At 59.7% G+C, this 19,211-nt stretch carries 19 protein-coding genes and 1 tRNA gene; 7 read left to right on the top strand and 13 right to left on the bottom strand.

The window, feature by feature from the left end; genetic code table 11:
* Positions 1–30 precede the first annotated feature (30 nt).
* The 8 genes from ACWR1S_RS00415 to ACWR1S_RS00380 all read right to left on the bottom strand — a co-directional run bounded on the left by ACWR1S_RS00415 (position 31) and on the right by ACWR1S_RS00380 (position 8,570).
* Positions 31–735 carry an energy transducer TonB family protein gene (locus ACWR1S_RS00415; protein WP_454562012.1) on the bottom strand — a complete coding sequence of 235 codons (705 nt, stop codon included), beginning with the start codon at positions 733–735 and terminating at the stop codon, positions 31–33.
* A 3-nt stretch (positions 736–738) separates the two neighbouring features.
* On the bottom strand, positions 739–1,164 hold the full coding sequence (locus ACWR1S_RS00410) for an ExbD/TolR family protein (RefSeq protein ID WP_007915482.1): 426 nt from the start codon (positions 1,162–1,164) through the stop codon (positions 739–741).
* Between the two features lie 11 nt (positions 1,165–1,175).
* A complete protein-coding gene (locus ACWR1S_RS00405) occupies positions 1,176–2,972 on the bottom strand; it encodes a DUF2341 domain-containing protein (RefSeq protein WP_454562011.1) in 1,797 nt (598 codons plus the stop codon).
* A 12-nt stretch (positions 2,973–2,984) separates the two neighbouring features.
* Entirely contained in the window at positions 2,985–4,583 is a 1,599-nt protein-coding gene (locus ACWR1S_RS00400) for a ShlB/FhaC/HecB family hemolysin secretion/activation protein (protein ID WP_454562010.1), read from the bottom strand.
* 56 nt (positions 4,584–4,639) lie between these two features.
* A complete protein-coding gene (locus tag ACWR1S_RS00395) occupies positions 4,640–5,251 on the bottom strand; it encodes a transposase (RefSeq protein WP_007915478.1) in 612 nt (203 codons plus the stop codon).
* A gap of 274 nt (positions 5,252–5,525) precedes the next feature.
* On the bottom strand, positions 5,526–6,734 hold the full coding sequence (locus ACWR1S_RS00390; RefSeq protein ID WP_454562185.1) for a DSD1 family PLP-dependent enzyme: 1,209 nt from the start codon (positions 6,732–6,734) through the stop codon (positions 5,526–5,528).
* 74 nt (positions 6,735–6,808) lie between these two features.
* On the bottom strand, positions 6,809–8,137 hold the full coding sequence (locus tag ACWR1S_RS00385; RefSeq protein WP_454562184.1) for a D-arabinono-1,4-lactone oxidase: 1,329 nt from the start codon (positions 8,135–8,137) through the stop codon (positions 6,809–6,811).
* A 76-nt stretch (positions 8,138–8,213) separates the two neighbouring features.
* Positions 8,214–8,570 carry a c-type cytochrome gene (locus ACWR1S_RS00380; RefSeq protein WP_454562009.1) on the bottom strand — a complete coding sequence of 119 codons (357 nt, stop codon included), beginning with the start codon at positions 8,568–8,570 and terminating at the stop codon, positions 8,214–8,216.
* Positions 8,571–8,920: 350 nt separating this feature from the next.
* Here ACWR1S_RS00380 and ACWR1S_RS00375 point away from each other — a divergent pair, with 350 nt between their 5' ends.
* The 4 genes from ACWR1S_RS00375 (at position 8,921) to ACWR1S_RS00360 (ending at position 13,094) form a co-directional block, all read left to right on the top strand.
* On the top strand, positions 8,921–10,546 hold the full coding sequence (locus tag ACWR1S_RS00375; protein ID WP_454562008.1) for an NADP-dependent glyceraldehyde-3-phosphate dehydrogenase: 1,626 nt from the start codon (positions 8,921–8,923) through the stop codon (positions 10,544–10,546).
* A gap of 130 nt (positions 10,547–10,676) precedes the next feature.
* Positions 10,677–11,027, top strand: a complete 351-nt coding sequence (locus ACWR1S_RS00370) for a DUF3302 domain-containing protein (RefSeq protein ID WP_454562007.1) — start codon at positions 10,677–10,679, stop codon at positions 11,025–11,027.
* Positions 11,028–11,032: 5 nt separating this feature from the next.
* A complete protein-coding gene (locus tag ACWR1S_RS00365; protein WP_454562006.1) occupies positions 11,033–11,992 on the top strand; it encodes an HlyD family secretion protein in 960 nt (319 codons plus the stop codon).
* Positions 11,993–12,053: 61 nt separating this feature from the next.
* Positions 12,054–13,094, top strand: coding sequence for an FUSC family protein (locus ACWR1S_RS00360; protein ID WP_454562005.1), 1,041 nt, complete (start codon positions 12,054–12,056; stop codon positions 13,092–13,094).
* Positions 13,095–13,097: 3 nt separating this feature from the next.
* On the opposite strand, the gene ACWR1S_RS00355 is transcribed toward ACWR1S_RS00360, so the two are convergent.
* On the bottom strand, positions 13,098–13,991 hold the full coding sequence (locus ACWR1S_RS00355; RefSeq protein ID WP_454562004.1) for a DMT family transporter: 894 nt from the start codon (positions 13,989–13,991) through the stop codon (positions 13,098–13,100).
* A gap of 138 nt (positions 13,992–14,129) precedes the next feature.
* Here ACWR1S_RS00355 and ACWR1S_RS00350 point away from each other — a divergent pair, with 138 nt between their 5' ends.
* A complete protein-coding gene (locus ACWR1S_RS00350) occupies positions 14,130–14,567 on the top strand; it encodes an Lrp/AsnC family transcriptional regulator (RefSeq protein WP_064381847.1) in 438 nt (145 codons plus the stop codon).
* A 57-nt stretch (positions 14,568–14,624) separates the two neighbouring features.
* Complete coding sequence (locus ACWR1S_RS00345; protein WP_454562003.1) at positions 14,625–14,942, top strand: YceK/YidQ family lipoprotein; 318 nt, start codon at positions 14,625–14,627, stop codon at positions 14,940–14,942.
* A 78-nt stretch (positions 14,943–15,020) separates the two neighbouring features.
* On the opposite strand, the gene ACWR1S_RS00340 is transcribed toward ACWR1S_RS00345, so the two are convergent.
* Positions 15,021–15,692 carry a Bax inhibitor-1/YccA family protein gene (locus ACWR1S_RS00340; protein ID WP_008081508.1) on the bottom strand — a complete coding sequence of 224 codons (672 nt, stop codon included), beginning with the start codon at positions 15,690–15,692 and terminating at the stop codon, positions 15,021–15,023.
* Positions 15,693–15,814: 122 nt separating this feature from the next.
* On the opposite strand from ACWR1S_RS00340, the gene ACWR1S_RS00335 reads away from it, so the two are divergent.
* Positions 15,815–15,902 (top strand) — tRNA-Ser (locus tag ACWR1S_RS00335).
* A 215-nt stretch (positions 15,903–16,117) separates the two neighbouring features.
* Here ACWR1S_RS00335 and ACWR1S_RS00330 read toward each other — a convergent pair.
* From ACWR1S_RS00330 to mmsA, 3 genes are read right to left on the bottom strand one after another with little or no spacing between them, the layout of a single operon-like run.
* Entirely contained in the window at positions 16,118–16,417 is a 300-nt protein-coding gene (locus ACWR1S_RS00330) for a Dabb family protein (protein ID WP_454562002.1), read from the bottom strand.
* A gap of 36 nt (positions 16,418–16,453) precedes the next feature.
* Entirely contained in the window at positions 16,454–17,644 is a 1,191-nt protein-coding gene (gene mmsB, locus ACWR1S_RS00325) for a multiple monosaccharide ABC transporter permease (protein ID WP_454562001.1), read from the bottom strand.
* Entirely contained in the window at positions 17,641–19,176 is a 1,536-nt protein-coding gene (gene mmsA, locus ACWR1S_RS00320; protein ID WP_454562000.1) for a multiple monosaccharide ABC transporter ATP-binding protein, read from the bottom strand. The genes mmsB and mmsA overlap by 4 nt, the downstream gene beginning before the upstream one ends.
* Between the last annotated feature and the right edge of the window lie 35 nt (positions 19,177–19,211).

Raw genomic sequence — 19,211 nt, 5'->3', positions numbered from 1 at the left:
ACTCCTTTTGCCAAAGCGTAAATAAATGAATTAACCCGGACGCCGCCCTTGCAGGGACAGGCGCACAGGCAACGTGATGGAGGCCGGTGGCCGTTCGCTGAGGGCCGGCGCACCGCGCAACGCGGCCAGCACTTGCGTATCAATCTCGGGGTTACCGCTGGACTTGATCAGCTCAACCCGGGTGATCTCGCCAACGCTGCTCAGCCAGACATCGGCCTGCAGCGAAAACGCGAGGTTGCGCAGTTCGGGGTTCTCGCGCAGCAAACGCTGGAAGGTGAACGCCAGAAACTGGCTGTATGTACCCGTGCCCAAACGCCCGCCGCCGGCCCCGGCCATGCCGCCACCCTTGCCCGCGCCGATGTTGAAGGCGTCGTTGCCGCTTTGAGCGTCACCGTCCATTTGCATCGGGTTGGCCAGATCGTCCGCCGGCGATGGCGGTGCTTCTTCCTCGGGCTTGACCTCTTCTGGCTCGGGGGTTGGCTCCGGCTCGACGACTTTCTCTTCCACCGGGGTTTCCGGCTCCGGCGGTTTTTCCGGCGGCGGAGGTGGCGGTGGCGGCAACGGAATGATCGTCGGCACCTTCGGCGCTTCGCGGCGGATGCCGCTCATGTCGTTGGCCCACTGCCACAGGAACCACGCAGCGAGCGCGCCGATCAGTAATCCGGCGCCCCACTTCGCGTAATGCAGCGCTGGTTTTTTCACCGGCAGCGGCTCGATCGGGAGTTGTGCGGTCATGACTCAGCCCTGACTCGGTTTGCCGGTCACAAGACCGACCTGGGACAGTTCGAGCCGGCGCAACAGATCCAGCACTTCGATGACTTTCTGGTATTGCACGGTCGCGTCGCCGCGCACGATCACCGGGAAATCCGGGCTCTGCGCCTTCTCGATGCGCAGGCGTTCTTCCAGCTCGGCCAGCGTCACCGGGTAAGCGTCGAGGAACACCTGCCCGCCGTCGTTAACCGAGATCGCCTTGGTCTTGGCCTCGGACAGCGACACCGAAGCGCTGGCCTTGGGCAGGTTGATCTGGATCCCGGAGACCTGTGCGGTAGCGGTGAGGATGAACATCACCAGCACCACCATAAGCACGTCGACCAGCGGGGTGATGTTGATGCTGTCCACTGCTGCATCTTCGTCATCGTCGTGGGAGGCATTTACGGACGCCATGTCAGTGCTCCTCAGGCCGGTACAGAGTGGTTGGCGTGATGGCCGCGATGCGCCGACTCACTGAACTGGCTCTCGCCGTGCATCTCCGCCAGCCGCGTGATGAACTCGTCGACGAACACGCGCATGTCGGCGCTGACTTCCTTATTGCGAGTAATCAGGCGGTTGTAGCCAAACAGCGCCGGGATCGCGACGAACAGGCCCATTGCCGTGGCCAGCAACGCAGCAGCCATACCCGGTGCGATGGCGTTGATGTTGACGTCACCGGCCATCGCCGTGCCGAGGAACACCACCATGATCCCCAGCACGGTGCCGAGCAGGCCGATGTAGGGGCCGCCGGCGATCGCGTTGGACAGGGTCGAGAGTTTCGAACTCAGTTGCTGATTTTCGCGGGTGCGCACGCCGTCCATCGAGCAGCGAATGGCTTCGATGGTTGCCGCTGACACCGACGAGGTGTCGGCGCCCTGCTCACGGCGGGTGCGAATCTCTTTCACCGCTACCAGATACAAGCGCCACAGCGACGAATGCTGCAGGCGCTGCGCGAGTTGGGCGTCGTCGGCGAACATCTCCAGACGCGTGCCGACCTTGGCGAATTGCACGCGGAAGTCTTCGTTGGCAGCGCTGACGCGGCTGAGGCTGCGGTTCTTGCGCAGCATGATGATCCACGACTGGAACATCATCAGCACCAGCACGGCGATGATCACCCAGGCGTCGATGGGCACCGCGTTGAGCAGGAAACCGAGGCTGCCGAAACCGAAACCGGACTGCTCTTCATCGACGCCATAAGCGACCAGTTTCGACTCGGCACCTTGCGAGGTCGCGTCGGCGAGCAACAGCGGCGCCGGACGCGCGACTTTCGACAGGCGCAATTCATCGATAGCGCCCACAAACGGCTGGAACGCGCCTTCGTGCAGGTCAGCGCCGATAGCCATAACCGAGTTGAATGCGGGCATCGCCTGAGCGAGCGTGGCAGCTTCGCGACCGTTGATGAACAGGGTCACTTTCGAGCCTTCAGCGGTCAGTGCGACGTGTTGCCATTGGCCCGGATTCAGCGCTTGGGAGGAGACGGCACGTTGGCCGTCGATCTCTACAAACGGTACACCTTGATTGGCACCGACCAGCAGACTGTTGGCGCCTTCACGACGGGCGAGAATCAGTTGTTCGCCATTGGCCTGATCCAGACGCAACCAGGCACTGAAAGTGAACGCACTGCCCGCGTTGTGTTGCAACGAAGGACTGGCCGGCAGCAACAACGGCTGGCCGCTGAACTGCAACGCGCGCCCTACTACACCGTCAATCGCCGCGCCGGTCGCACTTTGCGCCGTGTTGCCATAGGCGGTGGTGTCTTTGGCCGGGGTGCCGGTGGCGCCGTCGAAGTGATAGAGCGCGGTGTAATTCGGGTCGAAGGTCAGTTGGCCGTTGCCGGTCGCCGGGGCCTTTTGATTGCCGTAATACATCCAGATGTCCTGGCGCTGACCGCCCTCGACATTCGGCACATCGACCCAGATCAGCGCCATGCCCATCAGTGCGTCGAAACTTTCGATCTGGTGGTTGAGCACGGTTTTGTCATCGGCAGCGACAAAGCGCAGATCCGAACCGTCCTCCTTGACCCCGTCGAAGGTGAAGTTGCCGGTGTGCAGGCGTACCAGCAGCGCGGTGCGGCCGAGGGCCTGATTGATTGCCGCGCCTTGCGGCGTGGTGTCGACAGCGATCTGTTTGCGGTAATGCCAGTCGTCCTGCCACCAGGCCTGAGCCGTGGCCGGGAGCACGAAGCCCAGGCAGATCAACAACGAAAGAATGAGGCGCTGCATGAACGTGCTCCTTTAAAAAGTGGCTTGAAGGTTGAAGTGCAGGCGCGATTCCTGCTTCGAGGTGTTCGGCCCTTCGAGTAGCGGGTAGCCCCAGTCGAGGCTGCCGGACAGCCATTTGCTCAGGCTGGCGCGGGTGCCGAGGCCGACGCTGGCCAAGGCGTAATTGGCGTCCTGATCCGGCAGTTCGTCGCGCAGATACAGTTGCGCGCCTTCGGCGAAGGCGTAGAAGCGCCAGTCCTGCATCCACGTGCCGGCGTATTTGGCCAGCGACGGCGTGCGCACTTCCTGGCTGAGCAGCAAGCCGTCGTCGCCAGTGCGCTCGGCGGCCAGATAGCCGCGCACCGAGGTCGCGCCGCCGGCGGAGAATTGTTCGTTGGAAACCAGTGGCCCCGAGGCCAACTGGAAAGCGGCTTTGCTTGCGCTCTGCCAATCGTTGTCGAAGGTCCAGGTGTAATTGGTGTCGCCCTTGAGTACGGCGAAACTCGGTTTGGCGCGGTAGCGTTTGTAGTCGAAGTCTTCGTCGGAACTGCCGTAGCCGAAGATGCTACGGGTGGCGGCAACCAGGCTCAGGCCGAGGCCGAGCTGGCTCTTCTCGGTGTAGCGATAGCCGTTGTAGGCGAAGGTGAACGGCGCGTATTGCAGTGGGACTTTGTCGCTTTCGCCGGACAGGATCAGGCGTTCATCGAAGTCCTTGAAGTCGATGCCGGCCGACAGCGAGTTCGACCAGTTGCCGCTCGAGGGCAACGTGTAAATTGCCGAGACGCCGTAGCTGTGGCCCTTGCCGAGCACGTTGCTGCCGCCGATGGTGGCGACGTTGCTGTCGGATTGGTAACCGGAGAACTGCACACTCCAGCGCTCGGTCAGTGGCGCGGTGTAGGAGCCGGACCAGACCTTGGCGTTATCGGTGTCCTGCGGCGCGGTGAAGAACGTCAGGTTGACGCTGTGGCCGAGCTGCCAAAGGTTGTTGTAACCGAGGCTGGTGACGGTGCGCAGCTTTTCCGTGTCGGCGCTGTAGTCGTTGTTGAGGCCGACGCTGGCGGTCCACGGGTTCTGGTCTTCGACCTGCAGATCGACGTCCATGGTGCCGGGGCGCTGACCTTCGCGCACCAGCGGCATGACTTGCCGACCTGGCGTCTTATTGAGCTGTGCGAGTTCGCCCTGGACCTTGGCGAAGTCCGGCACCTCGCCTTCCTTCAGCGCCGGGACGTCGTCGCGGATGTCGAGTGGCGAATAGTGTTTGGCGCCGACTACACGCACGCGGCCAACCTTGGTTTCGCTGACTTGCAAATAGACGATGCCGTCGGCGACGGCTTGCTCGGGCAGCTCGACGAACACCGATTGATAACCGCGCTCCTGATAAGCCTTCTGCAATGCGTCCCTCGCGCCCTCGATATCCGTAAGGTTTTTTTGCGGACCAAGAAACGGGTACACCGCCTCTTCAATCGCCCGTGCATCGAGCACGGTGTTGCCGCGCACGAAGTATTCGTTGACGTCGACCAGACGCTTCGCCGCCGCGGTTTCGGCAGCCTCTTCGGCCAATGCCGGCTGCCCGCCCGCCGTCACTAGCAGCCAGCCCCACAGCGCCAGCCGTGACTTGAAAATCGGTTCCACACTACCCCCTGAATTCGCGATGACCTGTTGGCGTTTCGAACGCCGCGTGTATGGCGTCAATTGCTGGCTGTCGAGGCGCAGGCGTGTTTGCCCAGCCATGTGTGCAAAAGCGCGAAGTTCAGCGAGAACTCGGGCATTTGCAGCAACGCGCCGCAGAACACTTCGCCGATGATTTTTTGAATGAGCAGCACCGCCCGTGGCTCGTTGAGCAACGTGGCGATGTCGCGACTGAGGGCGTTGAAGCTCCAGACTTTCTGGTTCAGGCCAAGACCGACGAACCAGCGGAACAGCAGGTTGTAATTGAGCTGTTCATACAGCTGCTGTTCGCTGGGCACCGAATACAGCAATTGCAGGAGCAGGATGTGCATGACCGTTTGCGCGGGGATCAGCATGCCGGGCTCGGCATTGAGGTCGTGCAGGAGCTCGCGGTGGGCATCGAGCAAGTCGTCGATCTGCGGGCGCAGCAACACCAGCGAATGGCCCGGCGGAATGTAACTGGACACCTCTTTCAAGGCGCCCTGCCAGTCATCCTGCGAGACGATCCAGACCCACGGCGCGCCGTAGCGATACACCGAAACCGGCTTCTTGCGCGCGGCTTCGACGATCTTCGACAGGCGTTGATCGAGTTCCTGCATGCCCACTTTCGAGTAGCGTTCCATAGTCCCCATTGCCTCACTCCCGGCGTCCCGCCTCGGCTTGTGAAAAGCGACCCGTTGGGCCCCTCAAGCGCGTTACATAGGCATGACCGGACTGGCGATGTGCTACCGAACTTTTGTCATAAAAGCTTCATTACAGGATTGATAGGGATTTAACAGACAACACAAAACCCTGTGGGAGCGAGCTTGCTCGCGAATGCGGTGTGCCAGTCAATTAGAAGGTGACTGACAGGACGCCTTCGCGAGCAAGCTCGCTCCCACAGGGAAGATTTGTGGTGATTTGGGATCAGGTGTAGACGGGCCAGGTGTCGATGATTTTGCCGTTGCGCACGGCGAGCAGATCGCCGAATTGCAGGAGTACGGCTTCGGTCTGGGTCGGGCGCAGGAAGACTTGATCTTCGATGCTCAGGCCAACGGCACTGGAGCCGTTGACCATCTCCTGATTGGAGCTGCGACCATACACGCCGTTGCTTTGCAAACCAGCGGGCGATTCGAACTCGGCCAGCCAGTTACCGCCGTAGATGAAGAAGGTCTGGCGCTGGTTGGCGTCCCACCACGAGAACAGCTTCGACTTGTCATCCAATGCCGGAATATTGACCGTGCCAGTGCTTTTCAACACGGGCGTGGCGATGTAGGTCGCGGGGACATGCTCGGTGAGCGACGGCAAATCATAGTGCGTCGGCTTGAGCATCGCCGTGCCCACGGAAACCTCGCTGCTGAGCTTCTCGTTTTCATGAATCCGATAACTCGGGCTGCCAGCGGTGTTCAGGCACAAGCCTTCGTGCCACAACGCGGGAAACTGCTGCCGGGTGAAATCCACGCAACGCTGATAAATCACCATGACCTTGGCGAACAGTTCTTCCGGCGAGCCGAGAATCCCCGGCACGCCCATGCCGACGAACGGGTCGTAACCCATGAACCCGGCGAATTCCAGATGCTGCGGATTGGCGCTGATCAACGTGAGCATCTGCCCCAGCGCATTCATATCACCGACGCCGCCGCGATGCAGGCCGACGTCCAGTTCGATGTTGATGCGCATCCGCGTGCCCAAACCCTGCGCCAACGCAAGGTATTGCTGCAAACGTTCGGGACCGTCGAGCAACCATTGCAGTTGTTTCGCGGGATCGAACGGGCCTTTGTGGGATTGATAGAAAATCTCGGCCGAGCGCATCGGCAGTGGCTTGCCGAGCAGAATGTCCGATTGCGGAAACGTGACGGCATCATGATTGAGAAACGGCTGGTGAAACGACATCAGCTTCTGCGTCCCGGCACGCTGGCCGATGTAATTCAACAATCCCGGCGCCGGCAAGGATTTTTCCACCAGCCGCAATTGCTTGCCGCCGCGTTTGACCGACTGCATCACCACATCGATGTTGTGATCGAGCCGATCCAGATCAATCAACAGCACTGGGCGCATCGGCCCTTTTTCCTTCAGTTCCTTGTTCAGCGCGCGGAAGTATTCGCTGTACGGCGCGCCACGATCGCCCGGTCGCAGCCACGCGCCAACGCCGACCAACAGAACGCCGACACCCAACGTACCGAGGAGAAAATTGCGTCGATCAATGGTCATCAGCTCACCCCCAGAATCGACGACAAATGCGCATTGAGAAAGCGTCCGCTCGGATCCAGTGCCTGACGCACATCCACAAACTCGCGCCAGCGCGGATACAGCGGTTGCAGGTTCTTCGCGTTGAGCGTGTGCAACTTGCCCCAGTGCGGCCGACCGTTGTACTTCCAGAAAATCGGCTCGACCGCCGCGAACAAGTTGTGATGATCCATCTGATAATGCTGGTGCACCGAGATCGAACAGCTGTCGCGGCCCTCGAACATGCTCAACGGAATATCGTCAGCCTTGACGTAGCGGTACTCAATCGGAAACCAGGTGCGCAGGTCCTTGTCCTGAATCAGCTTGAGGATTTCGCGCAGGCAGGCCGGGCCGTGTTCGGCGGGCACCGAGTATTCCATCTCGTTGAAACGCACCGTGCGCACATTGGCGTAGATGTCGAACGAGTCGCCGACGCGATCATCGAAACTGGCCAGATGACGCAGGCTGTTGAGCAGCGTGCGGCGTAGGTCTGGGAAGTCGCTGGCATACTTGTCGATCTTCTCGATCAGGGTGACGAACTCGTTGCCGCCCTCTTCTTCCGGGCTGATCGGCGGCGTGGCCGGGTCGTCGGTTTCATTGAGGGCGATGGACAAGGCGTAGTCGGAATGGGTGACGACGAGCATTTCCCAGTGCTGGTTTTCACGGGTGTTGTTGTCGAGGTCTTCGAGCAATTCTTCGGTCTTGGCGATCCACTGGCGCTCGCGCAGGCGATAGGCCGGGCGGTTTTGCAAACGGATCTTCGTCGCCACACCGAGTGCGCCGAGGGAGACGCGTGCAGCGTTGAATACTTCGGGGTGACGTTGGCTGTCGCAGTCGAGTACCTCGCCATTGGCCGTAACCAATTGCAGTCCGCAGACGTGGGCCGAGTAGGACTGGAAGTTTTTGCCGGTGCCGTGGGTCGAGGTGGCAATGGCTCCGGCCAGGGTCTGGTAATCGATATCGGCCATGTTCTGCAGGGCCTGGCCGATGCCTTTCAGCGGTACGCCCATGCGTGACATCGGTGTGCCGGCGGCGAATTCGGCTTGCAGGGTTTTCGCATCGTGATCGAGCAGTCCGCTGAAATAGCTCAGCGACAACAGCGTGCCGTCGGTGGGCACCAGCGCGCTGAACGAGTGCGCCGAGCCAACCGGGCGGATCTTGCCTTGTGCTTGTTTGATGACGGTTGTCAGTTCATTGAGATTCTTCGGCGCGACTCTCGCAGCAGGCAGGCAACTCTGCCCGCCCGACCAGTTGCGCCAAGGAATCAGCCGTGGCGCGCGCATCAATTGGCCCAATGCCGGGTGACTCGCCAGCGCACTGAACGCACCGACGATGCTTGCCCGTTGCAACAACTGACGTCGTGTCAGATCCATGGTCATCCCGGGCACCTTATTCTGGGAGGGGCTGGTCGGCCATGAAGCCGATCAATTGCAGGAATTGCTCTTCCGAACACTCGACGCACTGGCCCATCGGCGGCATGCCGTTGTAGCCGTTGATGGCGTGGTCGAGCAGCGTGTCGCTGCCCTGCCGGAGGCGCGGTTCCCAGGCCTTGCGGTCGCCGGTGAGCGGCGCGTTGGCGGCCGGGTTGGCGTGGCAGAGCTGGCAGCTGTTGGCGTAGATCTGCGCCAGTGCCGGGTCTTTGGGCATGGCGTTATGATCGGTGGTGGCCGGGGGTTTGGGGGCTTCGCCGCAGCCGGGCAGCGTCATGGCCAACGCCAGCAGTAAAGTGAGTCGGATTGCCCGCATAAAGGCCTCGCTTATTGTTGTGCTCTCACCTTAAGGCAGCGGCTGCAACGGGTTGAGGGCATTGCGGGACAGTGAGGGGGGCAAACGGGGCCAGCTCTCCCCCCCGATGATCGTTCCCACGCTCTGCGTGGGAATGCCTCAAGGGACGCTCCGCGTTCCAATGGGACGCAGAGCGTCCCGGGCTGCGTTCCCACGCGGAGCGTGGGAGCGATCATCAAGCCTGTCCGCTCTGCTGTGCGCCTTTGCGTGACATTCGGGTGACATTTGCGGGTTTAAATTCCGGCGCATTCAGGCGTATAACCTGTGAAGGCTTTTTGATCTGCATACGGACATCAACACGGGGTAGCGACATGACCACAGCAAACATCCTTGGCAACCTGTTCCCTTCTGTCAGCGACATCCCGGAAAAATACCGCCTCGACGGTCAGGTCGAGCAACGCGAATATCTGGTCGACGGCCAGTTGCGCCGCTGGGACGGCCCGCTCGCCACCGTGCGCAGCCCGGTCTATCTGAAAGGTGAGAATGGCGACGAACAAGTCATCCTCGGCAGCACGCCGTTGCTCGATGCCGAGACCGCCCTCACCGCCCTCGACGCCGCTGTGCGTGCCTACGACCGTGGCCAGGGCCTGTGGCCGACCATGCGCGTAGCCGAACGTATTCAGCATGTCGAAGCCTTCCTCGGCCGCATGCGCCAGCAGCGCGACGCGGTAGTGAAGCTGTTGATGTGGGAAATCGGCAAGAACCTCAAGGACTCCGAAAAGGAGTTCGACCGCACCTGCGACTACATCGTCGACACCATCAATGCGCTCAAGGAACTCGACCGCCGCTCCAGCCGTTTCGAGCTGGAACAGGACACCCTCGGGCAGATCCGCCGCGTGCCGCTCGGCGTAGCGCTGTGCATGGGACCTTACAACTACCCGCTGAACGAGACCTTCACCACGCTGATCCCGGCGCTGATCATGGGTAACACCGTGGTGTTCAAACCGGCCAAGCTCGGTGTGTTGCTGATTCGCCCGCTGCTCGAAGCGTTCCGCGACAGCTTTCCGACCGGTGTGATCAACGTGATCTACGGCAGCGGCCGCGAGACCGTCAGCGCCTTGATGGCCAGCGGCAAGATCGACATCTTCGCCTTTATCGGCACCAACAAGGCCGCCAGCGACCTGAAGAAACTGCACCCGAAACCACACCGTTTGCGTGCCGCGCTGGGGCTGGATGCGAAGAATCCGGGCATCGTCTTGCCCGAAGTCGACCTCGACAATGCCGTCAGCGAAGCGGTCACCGGTTCGCTGTCGTTCAACGGCCAACGTTGCACCGCACTGAAAATCCTCTTCGTGCATGAAGACGTGGTCGACAGTTTCATCGAGAAATTCAACGCCAAACTGGCCACGCTGAAGCCGGGCATGCCGTGGGACAGCGGCGTGTCGCTGACACCGCTGCCGGAGTCAGGCAAGGTCGATTACCTGCATGGTCTGGTGGCGGATGCGCGCGCCAAGGGCGCCGAAGTGGTCAACCCCAATGGTGGCGAATCCCGCGAATCGTTCTTCTACCCGGCGGTGCTGTACCCGGTGAATCCGCAGATGCGCGTCTATCAGGAAGAGCAATTTGGCCCGGTCGTGCCGATCGTGCCGTACCGTCATCTCGATACCGTGATCGACTATGTACTGGAGTCGGATTTCGGTCAGCAGTTGAGCATTTTCGGCACCAACCCGGTGGCGGTCGGCCGTCTGGTCGACACCTTTGCCAACCAGGTCGGGCGGATCAACCTCAACGCACAATGCCAGCGCGGCCCGGACACTTACCCGTTCAATGGCCGCAAAAATTCGGCCGAAGGTACGCTCTCGGTGCACGATGCGTTGCGGGTGTTCTCGATCCGTACGCTGGTGGCGACCAAGTTCCAGGACAGCAACAAGGATTTGATCAGCGAGATCATTCGCGGGCGTGATTCGAGCTTCCTGACCACCGATTACATCTTCTGAGCAACTGTCACCAGGATCATGAATAAGCAAAAAGGCGACCGCATCCGGCTCTGATCAAAAGTCGCCAAGCGCCCGGCAAATCAGTGTCTACACTGATGCCAGCACTGTGCTGGATGCCGGGAGCTTGACCATGCTGGATTACTTTGCGCTAGGGGTTTTGGTGTTTGCCGGGCTCGTACTGTTTTACGGGATCATCGTGTTGCACGACATTCCCTATGAAATTGCCGTTCATCGTAACCACCCGCATCAGGATGCGATCCATGCCACTGGCTGGGTCAGTCTGTTCACGCTGCATGCGCTCTGGCCTTTCCTGTGGATCTGGGCGATGGCCTATCGAGAGGATCGCGGCTGGGGGTTCGGTGACGGTAACTCCGTGCAAAACCATGTCGTTCGCCTGGAGCAACAGGTGATCGAACTGCAAGGACGCCTCGAAAGACTCGAAGCGCTGAATGCCACTGCTCCCCACAACGGGGAGGGCTGAACACCATGGATCTGCTCCTTATCCTGACTTACGCCGCGATCTGCGTCGCAGTGTTCAAGATCTTCCGTATCCCGCTGAATAAATGGACGGTGCCCACCGCCGTACTGGGCGGCATCCTGATGATCGGCGCCCTGATTTTCACCATGAACTACAACCATCCCTACTCAGAGGTGGCGCGCACTTACTTCGTTTCCGTGCCGGTGATTCCCATCGTCAGCGGTCAGGTAATCGAGGTACCGGTGAAGGGTAACGAGCCGCTGGAAAAAGGCGATGTGTTGTTTCGCATCGATCCCACACCGTTTGAAAACCGGTTGAAATCGCTAAAAGCACAACTGGTCGCCGCCAAGGGTGATCGCTACCGCATCACCGAATTGATCCGGCGCAACTTCGGCACTCAACGCGAACTGGATGCGGCCATCGCCCGCACCGATGATCTGCAGGCGCAACTCGACAACGCCCAGTTCGAACTGGACAACACCACCGTTCGCGCGCCAAGCAAAGGCTTCGTCACCCATGTTTCGCTGCGGCCGGGGATGATGGCGAGCAAGTTGCCATTGCGTCCGTCGATGGTGTTCATTCCCGAGGAAGGCCAATATTTTGCCGCGTGGATGCGCCAGAACAGCCTGCTGCGCCTGACCGTCGGGGATGAGGCGGAAGTCGCGTTCGACGGCATTCCCGGCAAGGTGTTCGCCGGGCGGGTGAAGAATGTCATCGGTGTGATTGCCGAAGGTCAGGTACAACCTTCCGGCACACTGATCGGCTATACCGGTTCGCCGCCGGCCGGGCGTGTGCCGGTGATCATCGAAATCACCGATCCGGACTTCGCCCAGTACAGCAAGCTGATGCCGGGCGGTGCTTACGGGCAGGCCGCGTTGTACAGTCAGCACTTCCACCACATTGGCACGATGCGCAAAATCCTCCTGCGTATGGCAGCATGGATGAATTACATTTTTCCTTTCCATTGACCTGAACCGCCATTACGAGAGGCCCGCACTGAGTACTTACAGCACCCATCGACTTCCGCCCTTGCTGCGCCGTGTCTTGCGTCCGTTGCTTGATCCTTATCGACGCTACCGGCACGCGCGGTTGATTCATGCGGTGCGCGTGGCCCTCGGCTTGCTGGCGACGATCCTGTTGACCACCGGCATCAACCTGCCCCACGGCGAATGGGCCTCGGTGACCATGCTGGTGGTGATCGGTGGTTTGCAGCACCACGGCAATATCGGCAAAAAAGCCGCCGAACGCGCCACCGGCACCTTGATCGGTGCCGGCGTCGGTTTGTTGCTGGTGGCGCAGCAAGCATGGCTCGGCATGCCGTGGCTGACCTATTTTGCGATGGCGGTGGTCTGCGGTTTCTTCTCTTATCACGCCATCGGCAAGGGTGGGTACACCGCCCTGCTCTCGGCGATCACCGTGTTCATCGTCGCCGGGCATGGCGACAACCCGATCACCGACGGCTTGTGGCGCGGCGTCGATATTCTGATCGGCATCGCCCTTGCCCTCGCCTTCTCTTTCGCCCTGCCGCTGTACGCGGTGTACTCGTGGCGCTACAACCTCGCCGATGCCCTGCGTGATTGCGCCACCGTGTACGGGCGGATCATCAGCGGCCAACCGGTCAGCGCCGATGAGCATTTGAAGTTGATGGGGCGCCTCGGCGCGGTGATGGTGCAATTGCGCTCGCTGATGCCGTCGGTGTCCAAGGAAGTGAAGATTTCCATGACCGAACTCGATGCCATCCAGCGCAATCTGCGCATGTGCATCAGCACGCTGGAGATCCTCGGCAACACACGGCCGGATGCCAACGATCCCGAGGCGATGGCGCATTTACAAGCGGCATTGAAAGCTGAACACCGGCAGATTCGCGTGCAATTGATCGGCATGGCCCGGGCGTTGAAAACCGGCGCTTCACAACGCCTGGACAGGCCGCTGGAGTTGCCGGAAGGCAACCTTGATGCGCCGGTCTACAGCGCGCTGGATGGCTATCGTTTGTTGACCCGGCAACTGGCGGCGAACATCGGCGAGATGCGCCAGCGCCTGGCGAAAACCGCACCGCGCTGGAACATCTGAGGGTTACTGCGCGGCGAGTCGCCGGCGCTTCAGGCCCCAACCCTGTTGCATGCCGGCGGCGGCCAGCAGGATCGCCGCCACGCCGAACCATTGTAGGGTTTCCAGGCGATGGCCGAACGCGAACCAGTCGACGAAGATCGCCGCAATCGGGTAGATGAATGACAGCGCGCCGGTCAACGCGGTCGGCAACTTCTGGATCGCGCCGTACAGCAGCACATACATCAGACCGGTGTGAACGATGCCCAAGGTGACCAGACTGGCCCAGGCACTCGGTGCTTGCGGCAGCGCACTGAAATGCGCGAACGGCGCCAGCAGCAAAATCCCGGTGCAGACCTGAATCAGCGCAATCAGATGCGGCGGCGTGCCGGTCAGGCGCTTGATGATCAGTGCGGCAATGGCATAGAGAAACGCCGCGCCCAACGCCAACGCAATGCCCATCAGATAGTCGTTGCCGCTCTCGCCTTGAGTGCCGTGGGCACTGACGATTGCCAGCATGCCCATAAACGAAATCGCCAGCCAGAACAGCTTTTGCAGAGTGATTTTTTCGCCGAGAAACAGCGCTGCCAAACCGACCAGCATGAACGGCTGCACGTTGTACACCGCCGTGCCGATGGCAATCGAAGCGCGGGAGTACGAGGCAAACAACAGCACCCAGTTACCGACAATCGCCATCCCGCTGAGCACTGCGAGCAGGAATGTGGTGCGGGTCAGAATGCCCGGGCGTAAAAAGCCGAACGCCGCGCAAATCAACAGCAAGGTGCCGGCGCCAAACACGCAGCGCCAGAACACTACATCGAATACCGGTTGCCCGGAGACCAGCACGAACCAGCCGATCGTCCCGGAAATCAGCATGGCAGCGGTCATTTCAAATGAGCCGCGACGGATTGTATTGTCCATCTTCAATCTCCTGTCTTTGTGACAAAAGTATGCCAAGCAAACCCGCAGGCGCTCCAGCGCAAAAAGCAGGCTAAACTCGACATCTGCCTTTTTTATCGTGGGTAATTTTCACCAATTGCCTAATGCTGGAGTTTCTTCATGACTGACGATATTGATCAGATCCTCATCGGCGCATTGATGGAGGATTCGCGGCGCTCGCTCAAGGCCTTGGCGCAAATCAGCGGATTGTCGTCGCCAAGCGTGGCTGAACGCTTGCGGCGCCTGGAGGAACGCGGTGTGCTCAAGGGCTACACCGTCGAAATCGACCCGAAATGCTTTGGTTACCAATTGCAGGCCATCGTCCGGGTGCGGCCACTGCCAGGGCAGTTGCAGGAGGTGGAACGGCAGATCCTGTCGATTCCCGAATTCACCGAGTGCGACAAGGTGACGGGCGAGGACTGCTTTATCGCGCGCCTGCATGTGCGCTCGATGGAACAACTCGACACCCTGCTCGACCGGCTTAATACGCTGGCCGAAACCAACACCGCGATCGTCAAGAAGACCCCGGTCAAGCGTCGTTTGCCGCCGATGGCCTAAATGCTTTTTCCGCACGGTTGGCGTAGATTGAGGTTTTTCCGGCGAAGGATTGGCGGTATGAAAGTTCAGGCAATGATGCTGAGCGCATTAGTGTTGAGTGGTTGCGGGACAGTGCAAACGGTCATGCGCGACGACCAGGTCGCCGTGGATGATTTGAGATCGAACAAATCCTATTGCGGGGCGGTGCCGAGGATCTACAGCGGCGTGATGTATGACTTCTGTAGCCTGCATGCGCCGATAGGCGAAGGTAACAAGTACAACGCCGCCCTGCCCGGTTGGGCGATTGATGCGGTGGCTTCCGGGGTGCTCGATACTTTGTTGCTGCCCTACACCGTCTACAAGCAACAGACTGACGGCAGCATCGTGATCAATTGAATAGCTCCAGGCACACGCATTCCTGCAGACAACAAAAAACCCGCCGAGGCGGGTTTTTCGTTATTTCACAGACTGCGATCAGTCGTCGCGGCTCATGATGCCGAAGATCTGCAACAAGCTGATGAACAGGTTGTAGATCGATACATACAGGCTGATGGTCGCCATGATGTAGTTGCGCTCGCCGCCGTGGATGATGGCGCTGGTCTGGAACAGGATGCACACCGACGAGAACAGCACGAAACCTGCGCTGATCGCCAGTTGCAGGCCGCTGATCTGGAAGAAGAAGCTCGCCAGCGTTGCACCCAGCAACACGAAGAAACCAGCGGTGATGAAACCACCGAGGAAGCTCATGTCCTTGCGGGTGATCAGCACGTAGGCCGACAGACCACCGAACACCAGCGCGGTCATCGCGAACGCCGAGCTGACCACTTCAGCGCCGCCCTGCATGCCCAGGTAACGGTTCAGGATCGGGCCGAGCAGGAAACCCATGAAACCGGTCAACGCGAACGCGGACACCAGGCCCCACGCGGAATCACGGAGTTTGTTGGTGAGGAAAAACAGCCCGTAGAAACCGATCAGCACCACGAAAATGTTCGGGTAGCCGACGCGCATCTGCTGTGCGACGAAAGCCATGACGCCGCTGAATGCGAGGGTCAGAGCCAGTAGGCCGTAAGTGTTGCGCAGGACGCGGCTAACCTCTAGCTGCTCAGCCTGCACGCTGTTATTAACTGCGTAATCCTGTTCGCGCATGGCGACACTCCTGTTGGTTTGAAACGTTCAGTCGCAAAGATCATAACAGACGCTCTGTAACAAGCCATGCAGAGAGTTTGACAGTGTGTTTCATTCAGGTATTATGGCGCCCGCAACGCAACGGAGGTGTGGCCGAGTGGTTTAAGGCAACGGTCTTGAAAACCGTCGACTGTAACAGGTCCATGAGTTCGAATCCCATCGCCTCCGCCATCTTATGTACGACAAAGCCCTGATTATTCAGGGCTTTGTCGTTTCTGGCATTCCGGAATTTTGTTAATCCATCTCTGGATCGTTTCCGCATCTTTTCGGTAGTTTCCGCAACATGGCTCGCGGAATGCTCGATTTGCAGTTCTCCTAACTGTCTGTAACCCCAGCCAACTATTCTCGCTGGCTGGGTGTCGATCCACAGTACAAGCTCAATGCATTCATGAGGTGTAGTCGACCTGGTATCGTGCTATTCGAGTATTGCCTAGTTCTGCTCTTACCCGCAGATGTTCTGGGTGCGACGCATACGCATCCAGTGCCTCCTGCGAATCGAATTCACTGTACAGAACCACATCACAGGCGTAGTCGATACGACTCATATCCACACCGACTTCGATTTTCAGCAGGCCGGGTATCAGCCCGGCGAGTCCTTCAAAACGTTCCTTGAGAAACTGGCACGCGCGCTGATGCTCTTCAGGCGTATCTCCCTCCATATTCCACATCACAATGTGTTTAATCATCGCTCTCCTCCTGCGCTCTTGGTTGTGTGGGTCATTTCAACTTTTGCTCTTCTGATAGACATCCACAAATACCGCCGCCAACAGCACTGCGCCCTTGATCATTTGCTGATAGTCGATGCCGATACCCATGATTGACATACCGTTGTTCAATACGCCCATGATGAAAGCGCCGATCACCACGCCCACGACCTTGCCAACCCCGCCGGACGCTGATGCGCCACCGATGAATACGGCAGCGATTACGTCAAGTTCGAACCCGGTGCCGCCACGGGGCGTGGCGCTATTTAGGCGGGCGACGAAGATCAGGCCAGCGACCGCCGCCAGGACGCCCATGTTGACGAAGGCGAAGAACGTAACGCGGGCGGTATTGATCCCCGACAGGCGTGCGGCTTTGAGATTGCCGCCCACGGCATAGATCCAGCGGCCGATCACGGTGCGATTCATGATGAAGGTGTACACGCCGATCAGCACGCTCATGATCACCAGCACCGTGGGGATACCGCGATAGGTCGAGAGCAAGTAGCAGAAGTAAATGATCAGCGCTGCGATAAAGCCGTTTTTCAGAGCAAACAACGCCATTGGTGCTGCGTTGCCCCCACTCTTCAAAGTGCGCCGGCGGCTGCGGTATTCGATGAACCAGAAGGCCGCCGCTACCGCAACGCCGAGCAGCAGTGAAGTTATCCGCAAGTGTTCGCTGCCGAAAAGATCCGGGATAAATCCGGAACTGATCGCCGAGAACGCCGGAGGAAATGGCCCGATCGACTGTCCCTGGGAAATGGCGATGGTCGCGCCGCGAAAGATCAGCATGCCCGCCAGCGTGACGATGAACGAGGGCATGCCCCAGATCGCTACCCAATAACCCTGCGCCGCGCCGATCAATGCACCGGCTGCCAGACAGATCACCGTGACGGTAAAGAAGTCCAGTCGATACTGAACCATCAGTACCGCCGCCAGTGCGCCGATTACTCCGACCACCGAGCCAACTGACAAATCGATGTGCCCACACACGATCACCATTAGCATGCCCAAGGCCATGACCACGATGTAGCTGTTCTGCAGGATCAGGTTGGTGAGGTTGAGCGGCTGCATCAGAGCGCCGCCGGTCGCCACCTGGAAAAACACCATGATGACGATCAATGAGGCCAGCAGGCCGTATTCGCGTGCGCCACGCTTGAAGGACGTGAGCGCCGTGGTCTTGGTTGGAAGTGGAACGCTGACTTCGCTCACTGGATCACCTCGTTTTTCATGATTGCGTGCATGATTTTTTCCTGTGACGCCTGGGCGATCGGAAACTCGCCGACGAAGCGCCCTTCGTTCATCACATAGATCCGGTCGCAGGTGCCCAGCAGCTCGGGCATTTCCGAGGAAATCATGACGACGCCCCTGCCCTCGCTGACCACTTGATTGACCACCCCGTAGATTTCGTACTTGGCACCGACGTCGATGCCGCGGGTGGGCTCGTCGAGGATCAGCACCTTGGGATCGGAAAACAGCCATTTGCCGAGCACGACTTTCTGCTGATTGCCGCCCGACAGCTTGTCCACCGTCTGCAGGACATCCGGGCTGCGAATACGCAGGCGCGTCTGGAAATCGATCGCCACGGCGGTTTCGGCCAACTCATTCATCACCCAGCGTTTGGACACCGCCGCAAGGTTGGCCATGCTGGTATTGCGCGTGATGCTCTCGCCCAGCACCAGACCGGCGCCCTTGCGATCTTCGGTAGCGTAAGCCAAGCCGTGGTCAATGGCTTTGCGCACGGTTCCGAGGTCGACTTCTTCACCCTCGATGAGCGCCTTGCCACGGATATTGGTGCCATAGGAACGGCCGAATACACTCATGGCGAATTCGGTACGCCCAGCGCCCATCAGCCCGGCAATCCCCACGACTTCACCTTTGCGCACGTGAAAATTGATGTTGCGGATGCGGTCATGACCAGGCCGATGCGGATCGCCGACCGACCAGTTCTCCACCACGAAGAGTTTTTCGCCGATGTCTGCCACCCGCTTCGGGTAGCGATCGGACAGTTCGCGGCCAACCATCGAGCGGATCACCCGGGCTTCATCAATCGGTTCACCACGGCAGTCGATAACATCTACGGTACTGCCGTCGCGGATGACCGTAATCTCGTCGGCAACCCGACCGATTTCATTGAGCTTGTGGGAAATGATGATTGAGGTGATGCCGCGACCCTTCAGTTCAAGCATCAGGTTGAGCAAGGTGTCGCTGTCTTTCTCGTTAAGACTGGCCGTGGGCTCATCGAGAATCAGCAGCCGGACATCCTTGGCCAGCGCCTTGGCAATTTCGACCATTTGCTGCTGACCGATACCAAGGTTGCCGACCAGCGTTTGCGGACGCGCATCAAGGCCGACCCGCTTCAGCAGCTCCCGCGCCCGCCGATGCGCCTGATCCCAGTCGATGACACCACGGTGGGCGATCTCGTTGCCAAGGAACAGGTTCTCGGTGATCGACAGCATCGGCACCAGCGCCAGTTCCTGGTGAATGATACAAATGCCCAGCGCCTCGCTGTCACGCAGGCCCTGAAAGGTTCGCGCCTTGCCGTCGAAAATGATCTCTCCGCTGTAGCTGCCGTGTGGATACACGCCGCTAAGGATCTTCATCAAGGTCGATTTGCCTGCGCCGTTTTCACCGCAGATGGCATGTATCTCGCCGTCGCCAACCTTGAGATTCACCCGGCTAAGCGCCTTCACCGGGCCGAAGCGTTTCTGGATATCACGCATATCGAGAAGGGAACTGGTCATGGTATTTCTCCTGCACGCACGGGTACGGGATCGCC

The sequence above is a fragment of the Pseudomonas sp. AIG genome (assembly GCF_977020205.1).
Note: the sequence above shows the minus strand (reverse complement) of the source record. Positions and strands in the feature narration are given on the sequence as shown.